This window comes from Ignavibacteriales bacterium (assembly GCA_015709675.1).
Lineage (GTDB): Bacteria > Bacteroidota > Ignavibacteria > Ignavibacteriales > Ignavibacteriaceae > H2-BAC3.
The window spans coordinates 3,765,661-3,789,245 of record CP054182.1; the positions used below are offsets into that span (position 1 = coordinate 3,765,661).

At 44.0% G+C, this 23,585-nt stretch carries 19 protein-coding genes; 12 read left to right on the forward strand and 7 right to left on the reverse strand.

The features are described 5' to 3' along the window. Positions 1-35: 35 nt before the first annotated feature. The gene (locus HRU80_14820) at positions 36-809 is read right to left on the reverse strand and encodes a sulfite exporter TauE/SafE family protein (GenBank protein QOJ30071.1); all 774 of its coding nucleotides are present in this window, start codon (positions 807-809) and stop codon (positions 36-38) included. A gap of 113 nt (positions 810-922) precedes the next feature. On the opposite strand from HRU80_14820, the gene HRU80_14825 reads away from it, so the two are divergent. After that, positions 923-1,729 carry a ParA family protein gene (locus tag HRU80_14825; GenBank protein ID QOJ30072.1) on the forward strand — a complete coding sequence of 269 codons (807 nt, stop codon included), beginning with the start codon at positions 923-925 and terminating at the stop codon, positions 1,727-1,729. Positions 1,730-2,029: 300 nt separating this feature from the next. Further along, positions 2,030-3,256 carry a hypothetical protein gene (locus HRU80_14830; GenBank protein QOJ30073.1) on the forward strand — a complete coding sequence of 409 codons (1,227 nt, stop codon included), beginning with the start codon at positions 2,030-2,032 and terminating at the stop codon, positions 3,254-3,256. Positions 3,257-3,722: 466 nt separating this feature from the next. Here the strand turns inward: HRU80_14830 and HRU80_14835 are convergent, their stop codons facing one another. Then, positions 3,723-3,896, reverse strand: a complete 174-nt coding sequence (locus tag HRU80_14835; protein QOJ30074.1) for a hypothetical protein — start codon at positions 3,894-3,896, stop codon at positions 3,723-3,725. 181 nt (positions 3,897-4,077) lie between these two features. On the opposite strand from HRU80_14835, the gene HRU80_14840 reads away from it, so the two are divergent. The 5 genes from HRU80_14840 (at position 4,078) to HRU80_14860 (ending at position 11,546) form a co-directional block, all read left to right on the forward strand. Then, positions 4,078-5,280 carry an ATP-binding protein gene (locus HRU80_14840; protein QOJ30075.1) on the forward strand — a complete coding sequence of 401 codons (1,203 nt, stop codon included), beginning with the start codon at positions 4,078-4,080 and terminating at the stop codon, positions 5,278-5,280. 110 nt (positions 5,281-5,390) lie between these two features. Beyond that, positions 5,391-5,942 (forward strand): ATP-dependent protease subunit HslV, encoded by a 552-nt coding sequence (hslV, locus tag HRU80_14845; protein ID QOJ30076.1) that lies wholly within the window; start codon positions 5,391-5,393, stop codon positions 5,940-5,942. Continuing rightward, positions 5,939-7,318: an ATP-dependent protease ATPase subunit HslU gene (gene hslU / locus HRU80_14850; GenBank protein ID QOJ30077.1), complete on the forward strand. Its 1,380-nt coding sequence runs from the start codon at positions 5,939-5,941 to the stop codon at positions 7,316-7,318. The genes hslV and hslU overlap by 4 nt, the downstream gene beginning before the upstream one ends. Before the next feature lie 221 nt (positions 7,319-7,539). After that, positions 7,540-8,178 (forward strand): DUF4159 domain-containing protein, encoded by a 639-nt coding sequence (locus HRU80_14855; GenBank protein QOJ30572.1) that lies wholly within the window; start codon positions 7,540-7,542, stop codon positions 8,176-8,178. Between the two features lie 8 nt (positions 8,179-8,186). After that, the gene (locus tag HRU80_14860) at positions 8,187-11,546 is read left to right on the forward strand and encodes a hypothetical protein (GenBank protein ID QOJ30078.1); all 3,360 of its coding nucleotides are present in this window, start codon (positions 8,187-8,189) and stop codon (positions 11,544-11,546) included. Between the two features lie 200 nt (positions 11,547-11,746). Here HRU80_14860 and HRU80_14865 read toward each other — a convergent pair whose 3' ends face one another. Next, positions 11,747-12,598, reverse strand: coding sequence for a T9SS type A sorting domain-containing protein (locus tag HRU80_14865; protein QOJ30079.1), 852 nt, complete (start codon positions 12,596-12,598; stop codon positions 11,747-11,749). 1,878 nt (positions 12,599-14,476) lie between these two features. Here HRU80_14865 and HRU80_14870 point away from each other — a divergent pair. The 3 genes from HRU80_14870 to HRU80_14880 all read left to right on the forward strand — a co-directional run bounded on the left by HRU80_14870 (position 14,477) and on the right by HRU80_14880 (position 18,819). Beyond that, entirely contained in the window at positions 14,477-15,625 is a 1,149-nt protein-coding gene (locus tag HRU80_14870) for a metallophosphoesterase (protein QOJ30080.1), read from the forward strand. 531 nt (positions 15,626-16,156) lie between these two features. Then, on the forward strand, positions 16,157-17,941 hold the full coding sequence (locus tag HRU80_14875) for a phosphoenolpyruvate carboxykinase (GTP) (protein QOJ30081.1): 1,785 nt from the start codon (positions 16,157-16,159) through the stop codon (positions 17,939-17,941). Positions 17,942-18,021: 80 nt separating this feature from the next. After that, positions 18,022-18,819, forward strand: coding sequence for an FkbM family methyltransferase (locus tag HRU80_14880; protein ID QOJ30082.1), 798 nt, complete (start codon positions 18,022-18,024; stop codon positions 18,817-18,819). Here HRU80_14880 and HRU80_14885 read toward each other — a convergent pair. Continuing rightward, positions 18,805-19,617, reverse strand: a complete 813-nt coding sequence (locus HRU80_14885) for an alpha/beta hydrolase (protein ID QOJ30083.1) — start codon at positions 19,615-19,617, stop codon at positions 18,805-18,807. The two genes, HRU80_14880 and HRU80_14885, sit on opposite strands and share 15 nt — an antisense overlap. Positions 19,618-19,791: 174 nt before the next feature. Next, positions 19,792-20,406: a threonylcarbamoyl-AMP synthase gene (locus HRU80_14890; GenBank protein QOJ30084.1), complete on the reverse strand. Its 615-nt coding sequence runs from the start codon at positions 20,404-20,406 to the stop codon at positions 19,792-19,794. Positions 20,407-20,621: 215 nt separating this feature from the next. On the opposite strand from HRU80_14890, the gene HRU80_14895 reads away from it, so the two are divergent. After that, entirely contained in the window at positions 20,622-22,157 is a 1,536-nt protein-coding gene (locus HRU80_14895) for a cryptochrome/photolyase family protein (GenBank protein ID QOJ30573.1), read from the forward strand. 203 nt (positions 22,158-22,360) lie between these two features. After that, the gene (locus tag HRU80_14900; GenBank protein ID QOJ30085.1) at positions 22,361-22,840 is read left to right on the forward strand and encodes a hypothetical protein; all 480 of its coding nucleotides are present in this window, start codon (positions 22,361-22,363) and stop codon (positions 22,838-22,840) included. Positions 22,841-22,895: 55 nt separating this feature from the next. Here the strand turns inward: HRU80_14900 and HRU80_14905 are convergent, their stop codons facing one another. Continuing rightward, positions 22,896-23,339, reverse strand: a complete 444-nt coding sequence (locus tag HRU80_14905; protein QOJ30086.1) for a 50S ribosomal protein L9 — start codon at positions 23,337-23,339, stop codon at positions 22,896-22,898. 12 nt (positions 23,340-23,351) lie between these two features. After that, positions 23,352-23,576, reverse strand: a complete 225-nt coding sequence (gene rpsR / locus HRU80_14910) for a 30S ribosomal protein S18 (GenBank protein ID QOJ30087.1) — start codon at positions 23,574-23,576, stop codon at positions 23,352-23,354. Positions 23,577-23,585: the final 9 nt, after the last annotated feature.

Genomic DNA, 23,585 nt, shown 5'->3' on the forward strand with positions numbered 1-23,585 from the left:
AAGCTTTTTACTAAAAAACATTCCGGACTGGTTTGTCAGACGATACCAGCGGCAAGCAGTACTCCAAATACTATAAGCAGAACTGCAATAAACTTCTCAAGAGAGCGGATGGTAATTTTTTTCAGAAGTTTATTTCCCGCGAGCGCACCCGCGAACGCGGAGAATACCGCAGCGGTAAGAAGCCCCCCCTCGCTTCCTGTGAATGACTCTTTCATCATAGGAAAATAAACAGTCAGGCGTGATATATCAACAATGCAGGCAATCATCACACCCGTTGCAATAAACGATTCTTTACTCAGTCCCGCGCGGATAAGGAACGTTGTCCTGAGTGCCCCCTGATGACCGGACAAGCCGCCAAAAAACCCGCTTAATACACCGCCGTAAGGGAGATATTTCGGTTGGATTGCAATTCGCCGGGTACCGGGCATAATGTCAAACAGAGCAAAGAAAATCAGCAGGATGCCGATAATCAATCCGGCTGGAGTAACAACAAACATTTCATTCCCGAGCCAGTACTGAAAAAGCGACCCCATTTGGCTCACTGCCGTGAGAAGGATTGCGCCGGCAATAGCCCCTGCAAAAGAGAGTAACCCGAATTTAATAACAACTTCCCTGTCAGCATCGCGCCAGGTCAGACCAAGTTTGAAGAGATTATTGGCGAAATGGACTATTGCAGTCATCGTAACAGCCGTTTCGATGGGAAAAAAAAGTCCGAAAACAGGGAGTAAGACCGTTCCAAGTCCGAAACCTGAAAAAAAGGTTAGTGCCGAACCCGCCAGGGCGGTCAGGCAGATGATGATTATCTCCATTTTCTCCTGATCTTCATAAATTTTCGATGAAAGAATTTTCTTTCAGAAAAATAAATTTATAGTATTTTATTATAGCAAACATCATAAATTAGCCACACACACCTTTCTGTCAGATGAGAAAAGTAATTTCAGTTGCAATACCTAAGGGAGGGGTGGGGAAAACAACCACAGCGGTTAACCTGGCTGCATCACTTGCGGTGGCTGAAAAAAAGGTCCTCCTGATTGATGCGGATCCGGCAGGCACCTGTGCACTCAATTTAGGAGTTGACCACAATTCACTACCGGCTGATCTGTCGCACGTATTCTCTTACACCAAAAGACTCTCTCAGGTAATATTTAAAACATCACTTTCTCATCTGGATTTTATTCCGAGCGGATCTTCATCATATCAGAGTGAAGAACGGCTCACCCGTTTAACCAGCAACCTGCTACTCCTCCGGAATATGCTTAATAACGAATGCAAAGATTATGACTTTATCATCTTTGACTGCCCCCCCTATCTCAAAGGCATTACCACTCTTGCACTGGCTGCTTCAGATTCGGTAATCATGCCGGTTAAGTCAGGACAGTTTTCCGTTGAAGCACTTAAGAGAATGTTTAAGCATCTTTACTGGATAAAATCAAATTATAACCCCGGGCTATCCATTGAAGGAGTTCTTTTCACCATGTATGAAAAAAATACCCGTGCCTGGCTGATAACACAAAACGAGCTTTTCCGTACCATCGGGGAGCATATACTGCACACCATCATTCCGAAATCCACTGCCATCACTGAAGCAGAGTTTTCCGGGATGCCGGCAGTACTTTGTAACGCAAACTCCATCGGCTCAAAAGCATACCTTGAGCTCGCCGGCGAAATTCTGGCCCGTCTTGAGGGAAAACCCTGGCCCCGGGAACAATCCTCACAGGTTGTGGCGTGATGCCCGAATAATTCCTCCGGCAGGTGATAATTAAACGGGATAAACTGTAAGCGGTGAAACAAGGGGCAAATTCTGTGCATATTTTTATTTAGATGGATTTATAAGGTTAGTTACATAAGTAATTTAGGCGTTTAACCCTTTCCTTGATAATTTATTAAGATATTCCTCGCTCTTCTCCTTATTTAATTCAGAATTTACCCTCTTTTCAGACGGTAATCCTGTTTGTCCGTAAACTTTTATTGGTATAGTTTTCGGGTGAAAGTCATTTTCTTTTCACAAATCTATCGGAGAGGATAGTATATGTATAAACTCACTTTCACAGTTCTCTTACTGATCACCGGACTAACCTTCGGACAGGAAGCTCCAAAGTTTGAGAAAACAGGCGGTTACGCCAGAGTTCTCAGTCTTGGAGATAATCCTTATATACTGGATCTGGAAAATCTGAAAACCAATCCGGCATATGCAGGTCATTATGCAAATTTCTTCTATGGTGATTTCGGTTCATCCATTGTTGGTTCGCCAAATGATGGTAACGGTCAGTACGCAGGTTTCAACCTGAGATTCAACAGCCAGATTACCGTGGGTGCAATCCTTGCAAGAAAGGATTTCATGACCAGTTCAATCGCTCAGCTTGATCCCGGCGGAGTTGTTGGTATTGTTAACGGTGTTGCAGGCGCAGGTTCTGTTACCCCTTTGGATAATAATTTCCAGATTCTTGGTTCTTATGCTCTTAATAATTCATGGACGCTCGGTCTTGGTCTTGCTTTTGCTTCAACCAATCAGACTGCAACTCCTGCCGGCGGTGTTAAATCAGAAGGAAGCGCTTCACAGCTCGGCCTTAATCTTGGCGCCATCGGTAAGCTTGGTTCCGGTCTTGATCTGGATGTGGATTTCTCCTTAATTATGCCTTCAGCTTCATTTGATGCAGGAGGAGGAGCAGCAAAGATTGAAGCATCCAATACCATGATGATGATTAATGCCCGTGCATTTTATAAAGCAACCAGCAAATTCACCTACGTTCCGGTTGTCAGTTTTATGACCTCAAGCGGAAGCTCAACTAACGCTGCCGGTGTTTCTGCTGACCTTCCTTCAAGCACCAATTTCGCTATTGGCTTCGGACTTCACTATCAGGTTGGTGATGTTATGTTTGCAGGCGGTCCGGCTCTCGGAATCACCAGCACCACCACCCCTTCAACTGCTGCAGCTCCTGAGCTCTCAAACTCAACTTTCACCTTCCCGGGTTGGAATCTTGGTCTTGAGTGGACTCTTACTGACTGGTTAGTTGGACGTCTTGGTTATACAGCTAATACCACTTCATGGACCTGGGAAAATGCAGCAACCGCTACAACCAAAGATGAACAGACCGGTAATGCTTTCGGAAACGATCTGAGAGCAGGTCTCGGATTCAAGTTTGGCAAATTCCAGCTTCATGCTACCATTGCTGAGCAGGTTCTTTTTGACGGCCTGAAGAATATCGCTAACGGTTCAGAAACCTTCGGCTATATCTCAGCTCACTACGAATTCTAATAGTTAGAATTCTCCCTTTTTAAGAAGGACACCTCAGAACGAGGTGTCCTTTTTTGTTTTATCTGGTATGGGTGACTTGTATGTCTGTGCTTACTGGCATTAAATCTAACAAACGGCAAGAATTAATATTGATCACCCGGTTTGTTGGGCTATTGTGTTTGCCTGGCTTTAAGGACTCACCCCTAAATCCCCTCTCTCCCAAAAAACCAACTATTACGTTAATTCTGATTTATTGAGAAACAGAGTTAATCCTTCATCAGGCATTGTCTGGGAAAGAGGGGACTTTGAAGAGAGAATGTAACAAATCGAGCGAATTTTTAGTTTGAACGTAAATTTTAGACGGTTTTGTGACTTGCTCAGTTTTCGGAAATTGTACTGACCTAATGGTTTTTTCCATTCCTTAAACAGGTGATCTTAAAAGCCCCCTGTTTCCAATCGATTTTTTAACAAGAAAGTATTCAGTCACTCAACAAGTGACTGGTGAGTAAGAATTCTGTTTGTCAGGAGAGAGGGGGTTTGGGGGTAAGTTGCGTTTTATCAGGCGCGCTTTAACCGTTATCTGGAAGACCGCGGCCTTAAAGGTGGAGATGTGTCCGCCCGGAGCGGCTTCATCCTTGTTTGCCTTAACCACCATTGCCATACCACCCTGAATAGTGTTTACACCCCAAATTTAATCATGTAAATTTAAAGTTTCACTTTAGATTTACATGGTTATTCTTTGGGATTATAACTTTTCTCAGGATATCTGGGGCAGCCTAACCGTACGAAAAGTCAATTTATCCATGTAAATCTAAACTTTGATTTTATATTTACATGGTTATTTGTTATATTTAGACATGATTACCAGAAAATTTCTTCCAATAGTACAAAAATCGCTCAGACACAATCCAGCGTGTGTTCTGATCGGACCTCGCCAGTCAGGAAAAACCACATTAGCCCGGCAAATCCTCTCTTTGCATCCGGAGTCCGTTTACTTTGATTTAGAGGACTCACGAGATTTCAGAAAATTTGAAGACCCGGGTACTCTTTTTGAAAGATACGAGAATTCTTTGGTTATCATTGACGAGATACAAACAAGACCGGAACTCTTTCGTGAGCTTCGTCCGGCAATTGACCGTAACAGAAAGGATGGACGGTTCCTGCTTTTGGGCTCTGCCTCCCCCGTCCTCATTACCGGTGTTTCGGAATATCTGACAGGCAGGGTAGAATATCATGAGATTACTCCTCTGACACTGAGTGAGCTTCCTGATATAACATTGAGAGAGCAGCACCTGATGCGCGGAGGGTTTCCCAGTTCATTACTGGCAGAGAATAATCAAAACTCCCGGAACTGGAGAAAGTCATATATTCAAAGCTATGCACAGATTGAACTGGCGAACATCTTTGGTGCAGGATTTAATCAGAAAACCGTAAACAATTTATGGAGAATGTTAGCACACCTTCAGGGCGGACTGCTTAATCAGTCAACTCTGGCATCCTCTCTGGGAGTAACTATCCCGACAGTAAAACGGTATATAGATTACCTTGCGGCTTCATTTCATCTCCGCCTGCTTGAGCCGTGGCAGATTAACATGAAAAAGAGGATGGTGAAATCTCCGAAAGTATATATACGCGATTCCGGCCTGCTTCATACCCTGCTGGATATTGAGACGTATGATGACCTGCTCGGGCACCCGTCTGCCGGGCAAATATGGGAGGGCTATGTCATTGAACAAATTGCCGGAATACTTGATAACCGCTATTCTCTCTATTTTTACCGGACTTCAAATGGTGCAGAGGCAGACCTGGTCATTGCGCGCGGGCTGAAGCCGGTTATTGCTGCTGATATTAAATTCTCAAATTCCCCTGTACCCTCACGGGGATTTTATGAGTCTGTAAGGGATTTGTCGCCTGCAAAAGCTTTCATAATAATGCCGGATGGTGATGGTTTCCCCGGAAAAAATGATGTTACCTATTGCGGCTTAAACAAATTTCTGGCCATTCTTTCGGACTATGTTTCCGGGAACACGGACGCTCTGAAATAAATTTCAGCTCAGAATAAGAAAGCATAAATTCATCCCAAACCCCTCATTCCCTCAATTCTGAGGTGATATTTTGGTAAATTTAAGGTTTGTATTCAGATATTTTAAGAACCATGGAACAGATTAAAGCCACTACCATCATAGGTGTTGTCCATAACGGACAGGCAGCACTCGGAGGAGACGGACAGGTCACTCTCGGCAATACCGTCATGAAGCATAATGCCATGAAAATCAGGAAACTGGCCGGCGGAAAAGTCCTTTGCGGATTTGCCGGTGCGGCTGCTGATGCTTTCACCCTTATGGAGCGTTTTGAAGATAAACTTCAGCAGTATAAAGGAAATGTTAACCGGGCAGCAGTTGAACTGGCCAAGGACTGGCGCACCGATAAATATCTCCGCCGTCTTGAAGCAATGCTTGCCGTAGTAGCTGAAAATAAAGCGCTGATCGTTTCAGGCAACGGAGATGTGATTGAGCCGGATGACGGAATAGTTGCAATCGGCTCCGGCGGTATGTATGCACTGGCCGCAGCCAAAATGCTGAAGCAGTACAGCCAGCTCAGCGCTCCGGAAATCTGCCGTGAAGCATTAAAAACCGCGGCTGATATCTGTATATATACAAACGATAAAATTAATGTCGAATCTATTGAAACTAAAGAAACAGCATGACCTCAGAGGATTTTAATAAACAGTTAACGCCTTCACAAATCGTAAACGAACTGAACAACTATATTATCGGGCAGCATGAAGCCAAGCGCGCTGTTGCCATTGCTCTCCGCAACCGCTGGCGCCGTCAGCAGGTCTCAGGCGCTCTGCGTGAGGAAATCATGCCGAATAATATCATCCTGATCGGCCCTACCGGTGTGGGCAAAACCGAAATAGCCCGCCGCCTTGCGCGTCTGGCTGGGGCCCCTTTCATTAAAGTTGAGGCATCAAAATATACCGAAGTCGGTTATGTCGGGCGTGATGTGGAATCCATGATCCGCGATCTTACCGAGATTGCAGTTAACATGGTGCGCGCTGAAAAAACCGAAGAAGTAAAGCAGAAAGCCATTGATATGGCTGAAGAACGGATTCTTGATATACTGATTCCGCCGGTAGTGATTAACACCCCTGCGCAGGAACAAAGCGAAGACCCTGAAAATCCGGAGAGTTCAGTCGCCAATAAAAAGACCCGCGAGTGGCTCCGTGAGAAACTTAAACGGGGTGATATGGATGAAAAGATTATCGAATTTGAAATTACACAACCCGCGGTAGGTATGCAGATTATGGGACCTCTCGGCGGAGATGATATGGGAATCAATCTTCAGGAAATCATGAGCAATATGATTCCGAAGAAAAAGAAAAAACGGAAAACAAAGATTGCCGACGCCCGGGAGATTCTCGCAAACGAAGAGGCGCAAAAACTGATTGATATGGACAATCTCCATAAAGAAGCAGTCAGTCGTGCTGAAAACAGCGGAATCGTTTTTATCGATGAGATTGACAAAGTTGCCGGCGGAAACAGGGGCGGCGGCCCGGATGTCTCCCGTGAAGGAGTGCAGAGAGACCTTCTTCCAATAGTGGAAGGTTCAACCGTAAACACTAAATACGGCCCGGTTAAAACCGATCATATTCTTTTCATTGCGTCAGGTGCGTTTCATATATCAAAACCATCTGACCTGATCCCGGAACTGCAGGGCAGATTCCCCATTCGTGTGGAACTGAAAAGTCTGACAGAAGAAGATTTTATCAAAATACTCTCTATCCCGCAGAATGCGCTCCTTAAGCAGTATGCTTCCCTGCTTGAAACAGAGGGAGTAAATGTTATATTCAAGGAAGATGGCATCGCTGAGATTGCCAAGATTGCTTTCCAGGTGAATGAACAGGTTGAAAACATCGGGGCAAGACGCCTGCACACTATTCTTTCAACTCTGCTTGATGAAATTCTTTTCGGAGTGCCCGATACCCTGAGTGAAAAAGAATTTGAGATTACCGCTGAACTGGTGCAGAAAAAACTCAGCGTTATCGTTGAAGACCGCGACCTGAGCAAGTTTATACTCTGAGACAGTGAGAAGTTCATACTTCATAATTCACACCTCATAATTTAACCAGGTTGTAGATGAATGAGAAGTTCATACTTCATACTTCATAATTCAACCGGAACATTCGTCCGTTTTAATCGTATAACCTGTACCCGTTTTGGTACTTGAAGAGTCAGCCGGAGGGGTTATATTCAACCGAGAAAAATAAATCATCTGAAAGATTGAAAACCGTTTCATTTGCCCTGATTTCCTTTTTGCTCCTTTGTGCGGCAGTGTATCCGCAGGGAGCCGAATTCCGTATTGGCAGAGTAAAATATGCCGGCGGAGGGGACTGGTATAATGACCCATCCGCAGAGGTGAATCTGCTCAAATTCATTCAGCAGAATAGCTCCATAAAAGTGAAACCTGAGTACTCATTTGTTGAGCTCTCCTCCGATGACATTTTTTATTACCCGTTTCTTTTTCTCACTGGTCACGGCAACATAGTTCTCACAGAAACCGATGCGAATCGGCTGAGGAAATATCTGGAGTCAGGCGGCTTTCTTTATGTGGATGATGACTACGGTCTTGATAATGCTTTCCGCCGGGAACTGAAAAAAGTCTTCCCCGATAAACCGCTGGTTGAACTTCCCTTCAGCCATAAGATATATAACATCATGTATCCTTTCCCTTACGGTCCGCCTAAAACCCATAAGCATGATGAGAAGCCCCCTCAGGGATTCGGTATTCTGATCAATGACCGGGTTGCGCTCTTTTATACCGTTGAGGCAAATCCAAGTGACGGCTGGGCTGATCCTGAGATTCATAAAAATCCGCCTGAAAAGCGTGATGAGGCGCTCAGGTTCGGAGCTAATCTTGTTATTTATGCATTATCACAATAAGCCAGACTATGCATTTTAACGAAGAACTGAACCATCTGACTGACCGGCTCAAAAAATTTGAGAAACGCGGAATTTTTATCCGTTCAGCCCGCGGTATTCAGATTACTCTTATTCTTACTGCAGCACTCTTCCTGATTTTTATTTCAGCAGAAACGCTGTTCCACTTTTCTTCACAGGTGAGAACCGGACTTTTTATGGTCTGGATGCTGGCCTTTCTTTTTTCGCTGTCGTATCATTTCTTCTTCCCTTTTTCGCGGCTCTTCTTCCCGTTTGATGAGGGGAGATATATATCTGCCGCTGAGGAATCGGGAAATTATTTCCCTGAGATAAAGGATACTCTGGCCAACAGTCTTCAGATTGTCCTCTTCGGTGATGAACGCTGGTCTGCCTCGCTGGCAGGGGCTGAATTCAGAAGAGTATATAAAAACACAAAAGATATTCTTTTTCATCAGGCACTTTCGGCTGAACCGGCCAGGAAACTGCTCCTCTATTCTCTGCCGCTGCTGATTCTTGTTCTTACTTTGGTATCATCAGTACCAGCATTCGGAAATGCAGCCCACCGGTTCTTTAATTATAAGCAGGAGTTTATTCCCCCCGCACCGTTTTCGTTTGCAGTTTCCCCGGGCGATGCAAAGGTGACCAAAGGGGAAAGCATTACCATAACGATTCGTGTGATTGGTCAGAAAAAATCGTCAATCGAATTTTTCTTTAAAGATGCAAGCGAAACGGAACTGAATAAGATAACGCTTGATGCAGATTCTGCAGGGTTGTTTACATACCGGTTTGCCTCAGTGAGAAATACCACTATATATCTTGCATCCTCCGGCGATGTTAAAAGCGGACAGTTCACTCTTGAGGTGGTTGACTATCCGGTCATCCGCTCTCTTGAGGCCACCGTAAGCCAGCCCGCCTACTCCGGGCTTCCCCTGCTTGTTCAGCGCGATAACGGCAGTTTTTCTGCCTTGGCGGGAAGCACGCTTAATCTGAAAATTGAAGCTACAAGAAACCTCCTTTCCGCGTGGATTCTGGTGAATGATTCAACAGTCCACCCGCTTAAAACCGACGGGCAAACCGCATCCGGCTCGCTTCGGTTTAAGGAGAGTTTCTCGTATAAGATATATATGACGGATACCGACAGCAACCGCAATATTTCTCCGGTTGAATACAGCATAACAGCCCTGCAGGATGGTTTCCCCCTTATCAGCATGATACAGCCCTCAAAGGATATTAATTTATCTTCAGATCAGCGGGTGCCGCTTCTGCTCGGGGTGAGTGATGATTACGGATTTTCAAAACTTATTCTTCACTACAAACTTGTTTCCTCACGATATGAGCTCCCCTGGCAGGAGTTCCGTCAGATTGAAATTCCCGTTACCAAAGGAATGCGCGAGGGGGATGTTTCATATATATGGAATGTATCAGCGCTGAATCTTGCCACAGAGGATGTTATTTCTTTTTACGCTGAGATATATGATAACGATGCAGTCTCCGGTCCGAAATCAGCTAAATCCGATATCCGGAATCTTCGGCTCCCCTCATTAGATGAACTTTTTGCACAGTCAGACAAATCTCTTGATACTGTTGAAAAAGAGATGAAAGAACTGATGAAGGATGCTGAAGAACTCAAGAAAGAACTGGATAAGATTGACCGTAACTTAAAGCAGGACAAAAAAGAACTTTCTTTTGAAGAAAAAGAGCGCATCGAAAAAGCGGTTGAAAAATTTGAAGAGCTTCAGAAAAGAAGCGAGGAACTGAACCAGAAACTTTCTGAATCAAAAGAAGACCTGCAAAAAAACAATCTCCTCACTCAGGAAACACTTGAAAAGTATATGGAGCTGCAAAACCTGATGGAGCGGCTCAGCAGTGAAGAAATGAAGCGCGCGATGGAAAAGCTGAATCAGTCGCTGCAAACCATGGACCGCAAGCAGGTTCAGCAGGCAATGCAGAATATGCAGTTTGATGAAGAGACCTTCAGAAAAAGTCTTGAGCGCACCATTGAACTTTTTAAACGGGTTCAGGCAGAACAAAAAACCGATGAACTGCTTAAACGCGCGGAAGAATTAGAAAAACAGCAGAAAGAACTCTCTGAGGAATTGAAGAACAATAAAAATCCGCAGAAGAATGATCAGCTTGCCAAAAAGCAGGAAGAAATTTCAAAGCAGTCAGACCAGCTGGAAAAAGAAATGGAAGATCTGCAAAAACTTCTCGAAGAACTGAGCGACCTGCCAAAGGAAGAACTCGATAAATTAAAAGAAGAGTTTGAACAGCAGGAAAACAGCGAACTTTCTGAGCAGGCGAAGCAGGATATACAAAAAAATCAGAACAGCCAGGCGCAGCAGAAGATGCAGCAGCTTTCAAAGAATTTTCAGCAGACAAAAGAAAGTCTGATGAACTTTCAGAACTCTATGCAGCAGGAGACTCAGATGCAGACCTTTATGGATATGATGAAGCTGCTGAATGATATGATTGACCTTTCAAAAAAGGAAGAAGAACTTAAAAATGATCTGCAGCAGGGAAGGCAAAATCACGCTGATGCTGCCCGCGAACAGGAGAAAATCCGTAAATCATTAGAGCAGATGCTCTCTGAAATGGCAGAGCTTTCTAAAAAAACTTTTGCCATTACCCCGGAGATGGGAAAGTCGCTTGGTGATGCAATGCGAAATATGATGCAGGCAATGGAAGCGCTTCAGAACCGTAACGGTCCGCAGGCAGCCAACAATGCAGAAAATGCAATGAAATCATTAAACGATGCCGCATCACTGATGAAGGGTTCAATGGAATCAATGATGTCACAGTCCGGCGGACAGGGTGGCGGAATGATGTCCATGATGCAGCAGCTTGGCCAGATGTCCGGTCAGCAGATGACACTGAACCAGATGACCCAGCAGCTTCAGCAGGGCTCCGGCGGACAGCTAACTCCGCAGCAGCAGGCAGAACTTCAGCGGCTTGCACAGCAGCAGGAGTTGATTCAGAAATCGCTCGAGCAGCTTAATCAGGAAGCAAAAGAGACAGGTAAATCAAAAGGGCTCACCTCAAACCTGGATGATCTGGTGCGTAAAATGGAAGAAGTAATTACCGATATGCGTACCGGTTATGCTGATGATGAGTTAATTCAAAAGCAGGAAAGAATACTTTCAAAACTGCTTGATGCCCAGCGCTCAGCAAATGAAAGAGATTATGAAAAGGAACGGGAGTCGTTCACCGGAACAAATGTAAGACGGGAGTCCCCTGCCGATCTGATGAAAAATCCCTCAGACCGCAACAGTTTCTTCCAGGAAGAGCTGAACCGCCTCAGCAAAGAAGGATACTCACGGGACTATGAAGAGCTCATCCGCAAATACTATGAACTGCTGCGAAAATCAAACTGAACCGTCTGCACATTAGGTGTTTTAAAACTCTGCGAAACTTAGCGTCAAACTTCGTTTTCCGCCGCGGCGGATTGCGTCGAAAAGAAGGGGGCTACAAAGTCTTAAAACAAAAAAGCCCCGGCTGCAAACCAGGGCTTTCTTTTAGTTAAAAGTTAAGAGTGAAAAGTGAAAATTCACAATTTACCATTCACAATTCACAATTATTTTAGGAGTGTCATCTTCCTCGTAATACTCTGCCCCTTACCATAACTCAGTTTATAAATATATACTCCGCTTGCGTGGCTGGTGCCGTCAAAGGGAACGGTATATCTGCCTGCTGAGTAGCTGCCAGTGGCAAGTGTTGCAATCTCTTTGCCGAGGATGTCATATACTTTTAAGGTAATATCACTCTGCTCTGGGAGCGCAAATTCAATCTCCGTTATCGGGTTGAAGGGGTTGGGGTAGTTTTGATTCAGTGAGTAATCAATCTGATCAAGTGTTTCATCATTTTTTAATGAAGTTAAAATTGTATCTCCGTTTTCATCTACCAACAGATAACTTATGTAATAACGAAACACACCGTCATAATTTGCCTGGAAAACCATCTTACGCCTGTCTTTGGTCAGATAAGGGTACTTTTCTCTGCGCCCCTGGTACTCCCCAAGGGTATATAAACTATCTGATATTTTTGAAATGTTTAATTTATACCTCTGTACTCCTACATACGATGTATCCTCAAAATAATCTACATAAAGATCAGCATTTGTCGTCCCCATTGTACAATATAACCTCAATGTTGTACTATCCAACCACAGTCCATCTGAAAACAAATAACTATTTCCTTCATACGGAAAGTATTTCGGATACCAGAGCCCATCACGCAGCCGGGCAAGTTTGGTTTTCTCTTCTCCGACAACAAACATCGTAGTATCATCAGGAAAATTCATGCAGTACCAGCGGGAGGTTACATTAAATCCGTTATCATAGAACATTTCCGGTACGCCCCACTCCTTTGTTTCTTCATTGTATCTGCATTTATACATCCGGAAGCTCTGCATATCTGTAAAATACAAAGTCTTTCGGTCGGGTGTTAACACAGCATTTCTAGGTGAAAAACCTGGTATTACGTATAGGGGGCTAAATAAAAAGGGACCCTTCCAGTGACCAAGTGAATCCTTATACATAAACTTCACATTAGGGTCGCAATACACTAAGGTATCACCGCTATGAGTTAAACTAAAAAACGAATATCCAACAGACAAACTGTCAGGCAGAAGTTTTTCCGGCTTGCTCCATATCTCCGGCGCATCAGGAAAAACAAATTGTGCCTGACAACTGAAAGTAACAAGTAACCAGAGGATTCCGGCATACCGGAATCCTCTGATAAATAATACATTAAAATTACTTCGCTTCATAAATGCACTCCTGTAAGTGACGATTTATTTTTTACAATTGTGAGCAATTTAAATTTATTCATACTTACTTCAGCAAATTCATTTTTTTAACCATAAAGTAATTACCTGCTTTAAGTTCATAAAAATAAATACCAGAAGCATATCCTGAGCCGTCAAAATTAACTGTATAACTCCCGGCAGACTGATCACCGTTTTGAAGTTTATCGTTGTACTTTCTCTCGGATATTATGCCTGTAAAATAGCAAATTCACCGAAAATAAAAATTGCGAAAAGCAGGACCAGAGATTTCATAGGAGCTCCACTAGTTTTGTTGTTGAATGATATTTGGGGAATAAACGAACAATAGACGGGGATTTATGATATTTTCCCCATATTTGAGCAATATTTGAAGTAGAGGCAATTTCCGACTGCCCGTACGGGCTTGCGGGTTCTGAGCAGGAGTATGTGGAGAAGGCAATAAGCGAGAGTGCCGCCCAAGAGAGTAGTTTGTAAAAGCACCTATTTTTAGTAGCCATTCGTCCACACCAGTTTATTTGAACAAGTAAAATCAAATACGAACGGGACAGCTTAAATCAAAAATATTGACTAAAACTGTTTCAGAAAACAAAAACAACAGAAATCAATCTAAAAAGCAGGATTGTAATCGGAGAAAATCTTTCCCTGAAGTACCCAGAATTTACTTCCCAAATGTTCTCTCACCCGGGGAGTTAATTAATTTCTTTAAGAACTCAGGTAAAAATAGCAAAAAAATTGTGAATTATGAAATTTGAATTATGAATTGATATAAAAATTCCGTAGAAACAATGCAATCACTAAACGGGATTTTTATAAACACGGATTTCATGTTAATACATCGTCTCATCGTGTATCGGTGTTTTACCCATATCACACCTACTTTTTACCTCTATGAGACGATGCAAATACAGAAAACTTGTCACGGTGCAATTTCATCCAAGCATTTTCGACTTCTCCACAACAAATTATCTCATTTTTTTGTATAGACGTTACAATCGCCGCCACGGATATATATAAGGATGCAAACCATCACGGCGATTGCAGCGTCTCGAACCCATCCAAGGACATGAAGGACGGCAGGGACATAAACGACAATAGGTTCAAGTTGAGACGATGCATAGCAGTGTCCTCGACTCCGCTCGGACACCGGGTGACAGCATTTGCATCGCCACAAAACAAAACCGATTCTTCCAAACGCAGAGATGCTGCAATCCCTGCTGATTGATCTCCAATAAAAAAAGCCCTCCCTGCGAACCTAATCTTAAAAAATATCCATAAATGTAATATTCCGCAATTCAGCAGATTACCTGACCCCGCTCCCAAATCCGGTACATAAAAGTTATGACATTTTCATATCTTACGGAACTTACACCCTGTTTTTATATGTTTTAAGTTTGTTACAGGATTTATTCAGGAGTGTTGCCCGCAGTTACGGCTGTGGCGGTTCGGCCTGAATTACTGCAGTATTTCCGGATACTATTGGCAATTTCCGCATTTTCATCAACTAATTTCACGTATTGAATGGCTTGGTTTTTTATAATCTTTTTTACATCCTTTGCTCTCACTAACCTTTACCTGTTAAGGAGGGTATGGCAGGGACTTGCTGCAGCACCCAAAGCGCTGCGGATTTTAGTGATTGTGATTATGTTCCTTTCCGCGGTTTCTTATGTGGCAGCCCGTGCCCTGCTTTCCGGGGTTGACAGCGGTCTCTATACCGTTGTGCTCTGGATGGGTTCTATCTGGTTTGCTTTCATGCATTACAGCATTCTTTTTGTGCTGCTCGGCGAACTTTTACGGCTTGTGATGAGAAAAAGGATAGCAGACCTTAAAAAAATTCCCCTTGCTTATGAAAAGATAAAACTCCGGTTTACTCTCCTCTCACTGGTTTTTGTACTGCTTACCGTAAGTTATGGTTACTTCAATGCTCGTGATATACAAGTCCGGGAAATCGAACTTGAAGTTGAAGCCCCGGGCGCTGAACTGGATTCACTTCGCATCGCTTTTTTCGCGGATTCACATCTTACACCGGTTAACAACGGCTCAAAAGCCGGAAAAATTGCCGGGATTATTAACAGCCTGAAACCTGATCTGGTACTTGCTGCCGGTGATATCGTAGATGATCAGATATACCGGCTGCGTTCAAGAAACATTGACCAGCCCCTTAAAAAAATCACATCAACGTACGGCACATTTGTCGCTAACGGAAATCATGAGTATATCGTCGGAGTTGAGGAGGCGGATGAATTTTTAACTGCTGCGGGTTTCAATGTCCTTCGTGATTCCCTCACTACCATTGCCGGCAGTATTACCATTGCAGGAAGAGAGGACAGCGCAATATCGCGATTTACCGATGGCAAAAGGAAAGATGTAAAAGAACTTCTTTCGTCTGATTCTGCAGGGCTTCCTATTATTGTTTTGGATCATCAGCCGTTTGCATTATGGAAAACCGCTCAGGCAGGCGCCGCTATGCAGTTATCCGGGCATACGCATCACGGACAAATATGGCCGTTCAATTTTGTAACGTCCATGATCTATGAAGTCAGCTGGGGTTATAAAAAAATTGAGAATATGCACGTTTATGTCACGTCGGGTGCCGGAACATGGGGCCCGCCGGTGAGAACCGGAAGCAGTTCTGAAATTGTGCTTATAAGACTTTCACTAAAAAAATAAAAAAAATTTTCCGTCTGATAGCAAAATTGTTTGCCAAAAATTAAAAAATACTTATATTTGAATACCTCGTCTTTAGGTTTCTCCCCTGACCTAAGGACCTTAGTATGAGGTAGCCCGGTGTATCCCCCAGCGCCGGGCTTTTTTTTGCCCTAACCGGTTATTTAAGTGTTCCTCTGTCAGTTACGTATTTTTTTTCTCCCACAATTGATTTTTTTTAATTTTTTTTATTTACCCATTGACAGAACTCAAAAAACTCTTATATTTGAACACCTCGTCTTTAGGTTTCTCCCCTGACCTAAGGACCTTAGTAAGAGGCAGCCCGGTGTATCCCCCAGCGCCGGGCTTTTTTTTTTGCCCTGCCTGAAAGATCACCTGAATACTCCGGAACGGTCCGATCTGCGTCAGAGTATTATCTTTTCTATCATAGCCCCTTTTCGTAAGTTTGTGTTAATATATTGTGGAATATTCCCGTCTTTCGGCTTGTATTTCACTCCAAACTAACTAACACACATCAGAAATATTAGGATTACAATGACCAACAATAAAAAATTGCTGGCCTGGGTGGAGGAAATGGCCTCACTCTGTCAGCCCGATTCTGTTTACTGGTGCAACGGAACTGAAGATGAGTTTAATGCTATGGCGGATCTCCTGGTCCGCAAAGGAGCGTTCATCAGACTTAATGAATCAAAGCGCCCCGATAGTTATTTCTGTACCTCAGACCCCTCGGATGTAGCCAGAGTTGAGGACAGAACGTACATCTGTTCAGCAAAAAAAGAAGATGCAGGACCCACTAACAATTGGGAAGACCCTGCAGTGATGAAAGAAACACTCAAAGGTCTTTTCACCGGCTGTATGAAAGGAAGAACCATGTATGTTATTCCCTACAGCATGGGCCCGCTCGGCAGCAATATCTCCCATATCGGAATCGAACTCACCGATTCACCGTACGTTGTGGTAAATATGAATCTGATGACCCGTATGGGGCAGAAGGTTTTAGATGTTTTAGGCGACGGAGAATTTGTAAAAGGAATTCACTCAGTAGGAGTGCCCCTCGCTCCAAATCAGGCCGACGTTCCCTGGCCCTGCAATAAAACAAAATACATCGTACACTTCCCTGAAGAACGTTCAATCATGTCCTTCGGAAGCGGCTACGGGGGCAATGCCCTGCTCGGCAAGAAGTGCTTTGCGCTTCGTATCGCTTCGGCAATGGCGCGTGATGAGGGGTGGATGGCTGAGCATATGCTAATCGTTGGTGTAACCAATCCCGAGGGTCATAAGAGATATATCGCGGCCGCTTTCCCGAGCGCCTGCGGCAAAACAAATCTTGCCATGCTTACACCTACCATACCCGGCTGGAAGGTTGAAACGGTGGGTGATGATATCGCCTGGATGAAATTTGGCAAAGATGGCCGCCTTTATGCTATTAACCCCGAGGCAGGATTCTTCGGAGTAGCTCCGGGAACTTCGATGAAGACGAATCCAAACGCTTTACTTTCAGCCACAAAGAAATCAATTTTTACTAATGTTGCGCTCACTGAAGATTACGATGTCTGGTGGGAAGGTCTGACCGAAGACAAACCCGCAAAACTGATTGACTGGCTCAGAAAAGAATGGACTCCGGAATCAGGCAGGGCAGCAGCCCATCCGAACTCCCGGTTTACAGCGCCAGCGTATCAGTGCCCGGCTATTGACCCTAAGTGGGAAGATCCGGAAGGAGTACCCATTGATGCAATTCTTTTCGGGGGAAGACGAGCATCGGTAATTCCGCTTGTTGCTGAGGCGCGCGACTGGCAGCATGGAACCTATATGGGGGCGACCATCTCTTCCGAAATGACTGCTGCTGCGGTCGGCGGTCAGGGGCAGCTTCGCCATGATCCTTTTGCCATGCTTCCTTTCTGCGGTTACCATATGGGTGATTATTTCCAGCACTGGCTGAATATCGGTAACAACGCGGATGCATCAAAACTCCCGAAAATCTATTCCGTCAACTGGTTCCGTAAAGATGAAAACGGAAAATTCATCTGGCCGGGTTTTGGTGATAACATCCGTGTGCTGAAATGGATCTTCGAACGCCTTGAAGGAGGCGGTGATGCAAAAGACTCCGCAATTGGCATTGTTCCCACCGAAGATGCTATTGATCTGAGCGGTCTTTCCATCACCCGCGATGATATGAAAAAGCTTTTTGAAGTTGATCTTAATAAAGCTCTTGCGGAGGTTGATGATATCCGCGAATACTTCAAAATCTTTGGTGATAAGCTTCCCGCGGAAATGGTTACCGAACTGGATGCTTACGAAGAACGGCTGAGAAGCATTTAATGAAATGAGCGGGAGGCCGGAAGGTCTCCCGCCTTTCTTTATATGCTCTGATAAAAGTTATCTAAGTTTATTATCTGAACATGAAATCCACAACCCGCGAATATATTACAACCTTACTTCTGTTTCCATTTGAGGCCGTACGGGCATTTTCTCTGTTCGGACTGAAGGGCAAATATCTTGCCGCGGTGGTGTGCATTTTTAAGCGTGTACCTTTTGGTGTATATCTTCCTCCTTTCGGAAGAATAGAATTATACAATGAATTCCTTAGTATATACGACAATATCATCGGAAAAGAACTGCGGTGCGATGAAATAGAGGAATGCGTAAAGCGCATCCCCCGCCCGGTTATTGTGGATCTTGGCATTAATCTTGGGATGACGGCACGGTGGTGGTTTTCCCTGAACAAAAATGCTTCCGTTTACGGAATTGATATGATTCCGGAAAGTCTGGCATTCACTGAAGAAAGACTGCGGACAATACCCGGCACCTTTAACTGGACGGGCATACCATCTGCTATTTCAGACAGCCGTCAGAGTTTTGATATACAGTACGATGATCCGCTGGAGGGTTCAAATTCTGTTTTCTCGTCTGAAGGAAAAATCAAAAGAACTGTGCAGGCAGATACTCTTGACAATCTTTTATCGGCCCATTCACTTGCAGAGATACATCTGATGAAGATTGATATTGAGGGCTACGGAGCGATTGCACTCAGAGGAGCTGACGAAATTCTCTCAAAGTGCAGATATATCATTATGGAAACACACACACCCGAGGAAATCAGTGAGGCAAACCGGATACTCACAGAAAAAGGGTGGCACTTATTTCTGGTAAAAGGGCGCAGTGCCTTTTACCGCAATCCGGCTCTACTTTCCGAATAAAAAACGGAGCGGCCTTTCAAGCCGGCTTGCCCAAGCGCTCTCTGTATGCTGAGCCCCGGGATCATAAAAGTAGTCCATATCCTCCCCGATCTGAAATCCTTTCATTCCCAGAAGGCAGAACATCTTCTGAGCATCTCGCCTGCCATCCTCACCGCTGTCTATGTATATACGGATATCCTTCTTATGGCCGAAGTAGTCCTCAATAATCCTGAAAACCCTCTGATGATCAAAATAAAATGAGCTTGAGAGGCAGGCCGCTTTCATAAAAATTTCGGAACTCTCCCAAACGGTCAGCAGTGAGCAAAGCCCTCCCATGGATGAGCCCATAATAGCTGTATGTTCGCGGGACGTGAGAGTACGGTACCGGGCATCAATAAACTGTTTAAGTTCCTGCGTTATAAACTTCCGGTAAGCTTTTCCCTTTTCCCGGTCACTATACTCATCAAGCCGGTCGCTGGTATTGTTAATGCCTACTACAATGATTTCCTTCATGAGCCCCTTTTTTATGAGTGAGGTGAGTGTTTCATCAACTCTCCAGTCCACACCAACGTATGCGGTTTTGGGGTCCATGATATTCTGTCCGTCATGCATATAAAGCACAGGATAGTATTTCTTGATATCTTTCCGGTAGGATGGGGGCAGCCATACGATAATATCCCGCTTAAGCGGCAAAAACGCCGAGGGAAAATCGCGGTGGTATTCAACCTCACCGGTTATTTTTTCCTGTCCGGATAATTTGTCTTTTTTTACCCTGACACGCAGGACTGTACGTTTATTATCGTTTTTTTTTACTTCCATGCAGTAAAGTGAATTATAAGCAGGATTTTGTTAAATAGTGAAATCCCCTGCTGCAATTTACCGGTATTGCCGGTTCTGCCAAATACCTGTGTAAAAATAGAACCGCAAAACAGGAATAAAAAACCCGCCGGATGTGATTTCCGGCGGGTTATAGCTGAATTATGTAAGATTCAGTTATGCGACAAACAGACTGACATCTCCCGCCCCGGTCCTGATAATTTCAGGAATATCTGAACTGAGATCAATTACTGACGAAGGGACTCCGGAAAGATGACCGGCAGAGAGCATCAGGTCAACCGAACCGCTGAAGAGAGTTTTTATCTCGAGCGGGTCGGTCAGAACTTCGCCTGCCCGGTTGGTTACACTTGAACTGATGATAGGATTTCCGAGTTCTTTAACCATGGTTAATGCTATGGCATGATTTGGAACCCTGATTCCGACTGTTTTACGCTTGCTCCAGAGTTTTTTAGGCACTTCCTTTGAAGCCGGCAGAATGAAGGTGTAGGGTCCGGGAAGCAGCTTTTTCATTGTTTTGTAGGCATAATCTGATACCTTGGCGTAGGATGAAATATCCTTCAGGTCAGGGCAGACAAAACTGAGCAGTTTTGATGATGCATCAGCTTTAAGAGAAAATATCCGGTCAAGCGCCTCCTTGTTAAAAATGTCACAGCCAATTCCATACACGGTGTCAGTGGGATAAATAATTATCCCGCCGTTTTTGAGCACTTCGATGGCTTTGTTAATAAAACGCAGTTGTGGTGTTTCGGCATGCAGTTCGTAGTATTCCATTGCGACCTCTGATTAATGTTATGAAACAGGTTACAATTATTTACCGGGTAATTTTGTCAATTCCTGACTAAGAGTCAAGGGAAAAGCGCAAAGAAAAAAAATAAAATGATAATCGTCATCAGAAAGACTGCATATAGTACGATTCTTGTTTACTTTATCCGAAGTGTTGTTTACTTTTCAGGTTAAACCAGGATAAAATTCTTAACTGAAAGGGTATTCCTGTGATTCTGCGCCTGATTCTTGGTGACCAGCTCAATTATGAGCACCCATGGTTTAATAAACCCGACAACAATGTTCTCTATTCCCTGATGGAGATAAGGCAGGAGACTGATTACGTCCGCCACCATGCCCAGAAGATACTTGGTTTTTTTGCTGCGATGCGTCATTTTGACCGCTGGCTCAGAAAAAAAGGACACCGCACCCACTATATCGCCATTGACGACCCCAATAACACACAGGACTTAAAGAAAAATCTTTTATTCCTGATCAGGCAGTATAAGATTACTGCTATTGAATATCTGGAACCTGATGAATACCGGCTTGATAAAATGCTTGCCTCTGCTTCAAAAACACTCGGGACTCCGGTAACCATGTTCACCTCGGAACATTTCTTTACAACAAGAGAAGAAGTGGCAGAGTTTTTTACGGGAAAGAAAACATACCTTATGGAAAGTTTTTACCGCATGATGCGCAGAAAGCATTATATACTGATGGAAGGAGAAGATCCTTCCGGCGGTGAATGGAATTTTGATAAGGAGAACCGGGCACCGCTGCCAAAAGAGTATAAAAAAGTTGCACCGCTGGTGTTTGAAAAAGATCTTTCCCGCCTCTGGTCAACCATCAATTATTCCGGCGTTGAGTCAATCGGGAATTCAAATCATGAACGGTTTCACTGGCCGGTCTCTAGGGAAGAGTCACTCGCGCTGCTTGACTTTTTTCTTGAATATCTGCTCCCGCACTTCGGACTTTTCCAGGATGCAATGTCAGAGAGGGACTGGAGCCTGTTCCACAGCCGGCTTTCTTTCTCCCTTAACACAAAGATGCTCTCGCCTGATGAAGTGGTACATAAAACAGTAAACTACTGGAAAGCACACAAGAAGAAAATCCCCCTGCCCGCGGTTGAAGGTTTTATCCGGCAGATTCTGGGGTGGCGCGAATATATGCGCGGTGTTTACTGGGCACAAATGCCCAAATACGGCAAAATGAATTTTTTTAATCATACTGAGGTTCTGCCTGCATTTTACTGGACAGGCGAAACAAGAATGAACTGTCTTTCGGTAACTATAAAACAGTCTCTTGAACATGCCTATGCTCATCATATACAGCGGCTGATGATAACCGGCAATTTTGCGCTTCTTGCAGGAATTCATCCGGACAAAGTGGATGAATGGTACCTTGGTATATACATTGACGCGATTGAGTGGGTTGAGATGCCCAACACCCGGGGCATGAGCCAGTTTGCCGATGGCGGACTGGTAGCCACTAAGCCGTATGTTTCAAGCGGACAATATATTGGCAGAATGAGCAATTACTGCCAGTCCTGCTTTTACAGCAAAAATATAAAATACGGTGAAAAGGCATGTCCGTTTAACTCCCTCTACTGGTATTTTCATGCAAGGAACAGGGTGAAACTTGAAAAGAATCCGAGAATCGGTATGGTATATAAAACGTTTGACAGGATGGATAAATCAGAACGGACTTCAATTCTCAGTCACGCAGATAAAATTCTCGGCGGTCTAAATAAACTGTAGTACAATTATGAAGTATGAATTATATAGTATGAATTTTCCGATCTTACGACTCCGGAGGAGTCAAAAAGAATTATGAATTGTGAAGTATGAATTATGAATTTTTCTTGTCCTCCGACTCCGGAGGAGTCGCATGTTGATAAAAAACTATTCTAAAAATGATCTCTGATCTGCGGCAGGTATTGCTCAACTTAAATAAAGGGGGAATGATTTCATATATCAATAGCACCCCTGCGGTATATCCTGATTTGATCAAACTCGCTCTCACGGATGAACCGCGCTATTCATGGCGGGCTGCATGGCTTCTCTGGAGCGTAATGGAAACAGATGATAAAAGGTTACGAAAGCATCTTCAAAAAATAGCTGCTATTCTCCCTGAACGGAATGAAAGCCATCAGCGGGAACTGATCATCATCCTGCAAAAGATGAATCTGCCGGATGACATTACCTCACAGCTTTTTGATTATTGCACTACCTTGTGGAATGATCCATCCCGCACTCTCTCCTTGCGATACAATGCTTTCAAGCTGATGGCTAAAATTGCTCAGGAGTATCCTGAACTCATACCTGAGCTCAAAATGCTTGCCGTGAATGATAATCAGGCCGGTCTTCCCCGTTCACTCAGGCGATGCGCTGATAAGATACTCCGGGGTAGTTACAACGCGGGTGACAAACAGTCTCTTTAAAATAAAAAAGCCGGATATTTGCATATCCGGCTTATTATAATCACAAATCTGGTGATTATTCGCGAACAACCCAGACTTTAATCTTTGCAGATACGTGTGAGTGCAAGCGGACGTTAACATCAAAGATACCGAGTGTCTTAATCGGTTCATCAAGTTCGATCTTTCTTTTGTCAAGATCATAACCTTTTTCCTTGAGTGCATCGCCGATCATCTGTGAAGTAACTGATCCGAAGATTTTATCTTCTTCACCAACCTGAACAGGAATGCTGATCTGAACTTTTTCGAGTTCAGAAGCAATTTTCTGAGCGGCATTTACTTCTTTCTGCAGGCGCTTGTCATAGATTTTCTTTTCATCAGCCAGTGCCTTCATTTTGCCGGGAAGAGCCGGATATGCATAATTTCTCGGGATGAGATAATTCATTGCATAACCTTCTTTTACCTCAATGGTTTCACCGATTTTACCGAGTTTTTCAACGTTTGCTCTTAATATAACTTTCATTGTTTTCCTCGCTTATCTTACGGTATCAGCAACAAACGGAAGCAAAGCCAGGTGGCGTGCGCGTTTGATGGCCGTGGTTAATTCTCTGTGATAGATCGCCTTGGTGCCGGTTATTCTCTTCGGGATGATTTTTCCCTGTTCTCCGACGAACTTCTGGAGCAGTTTTACATCTTTGTAATCTATATACTGCACCTTCGCTTCGGTAAAGCGGCAGTTTTTCTTTGTTTTCATAATCATGGTTTTTAC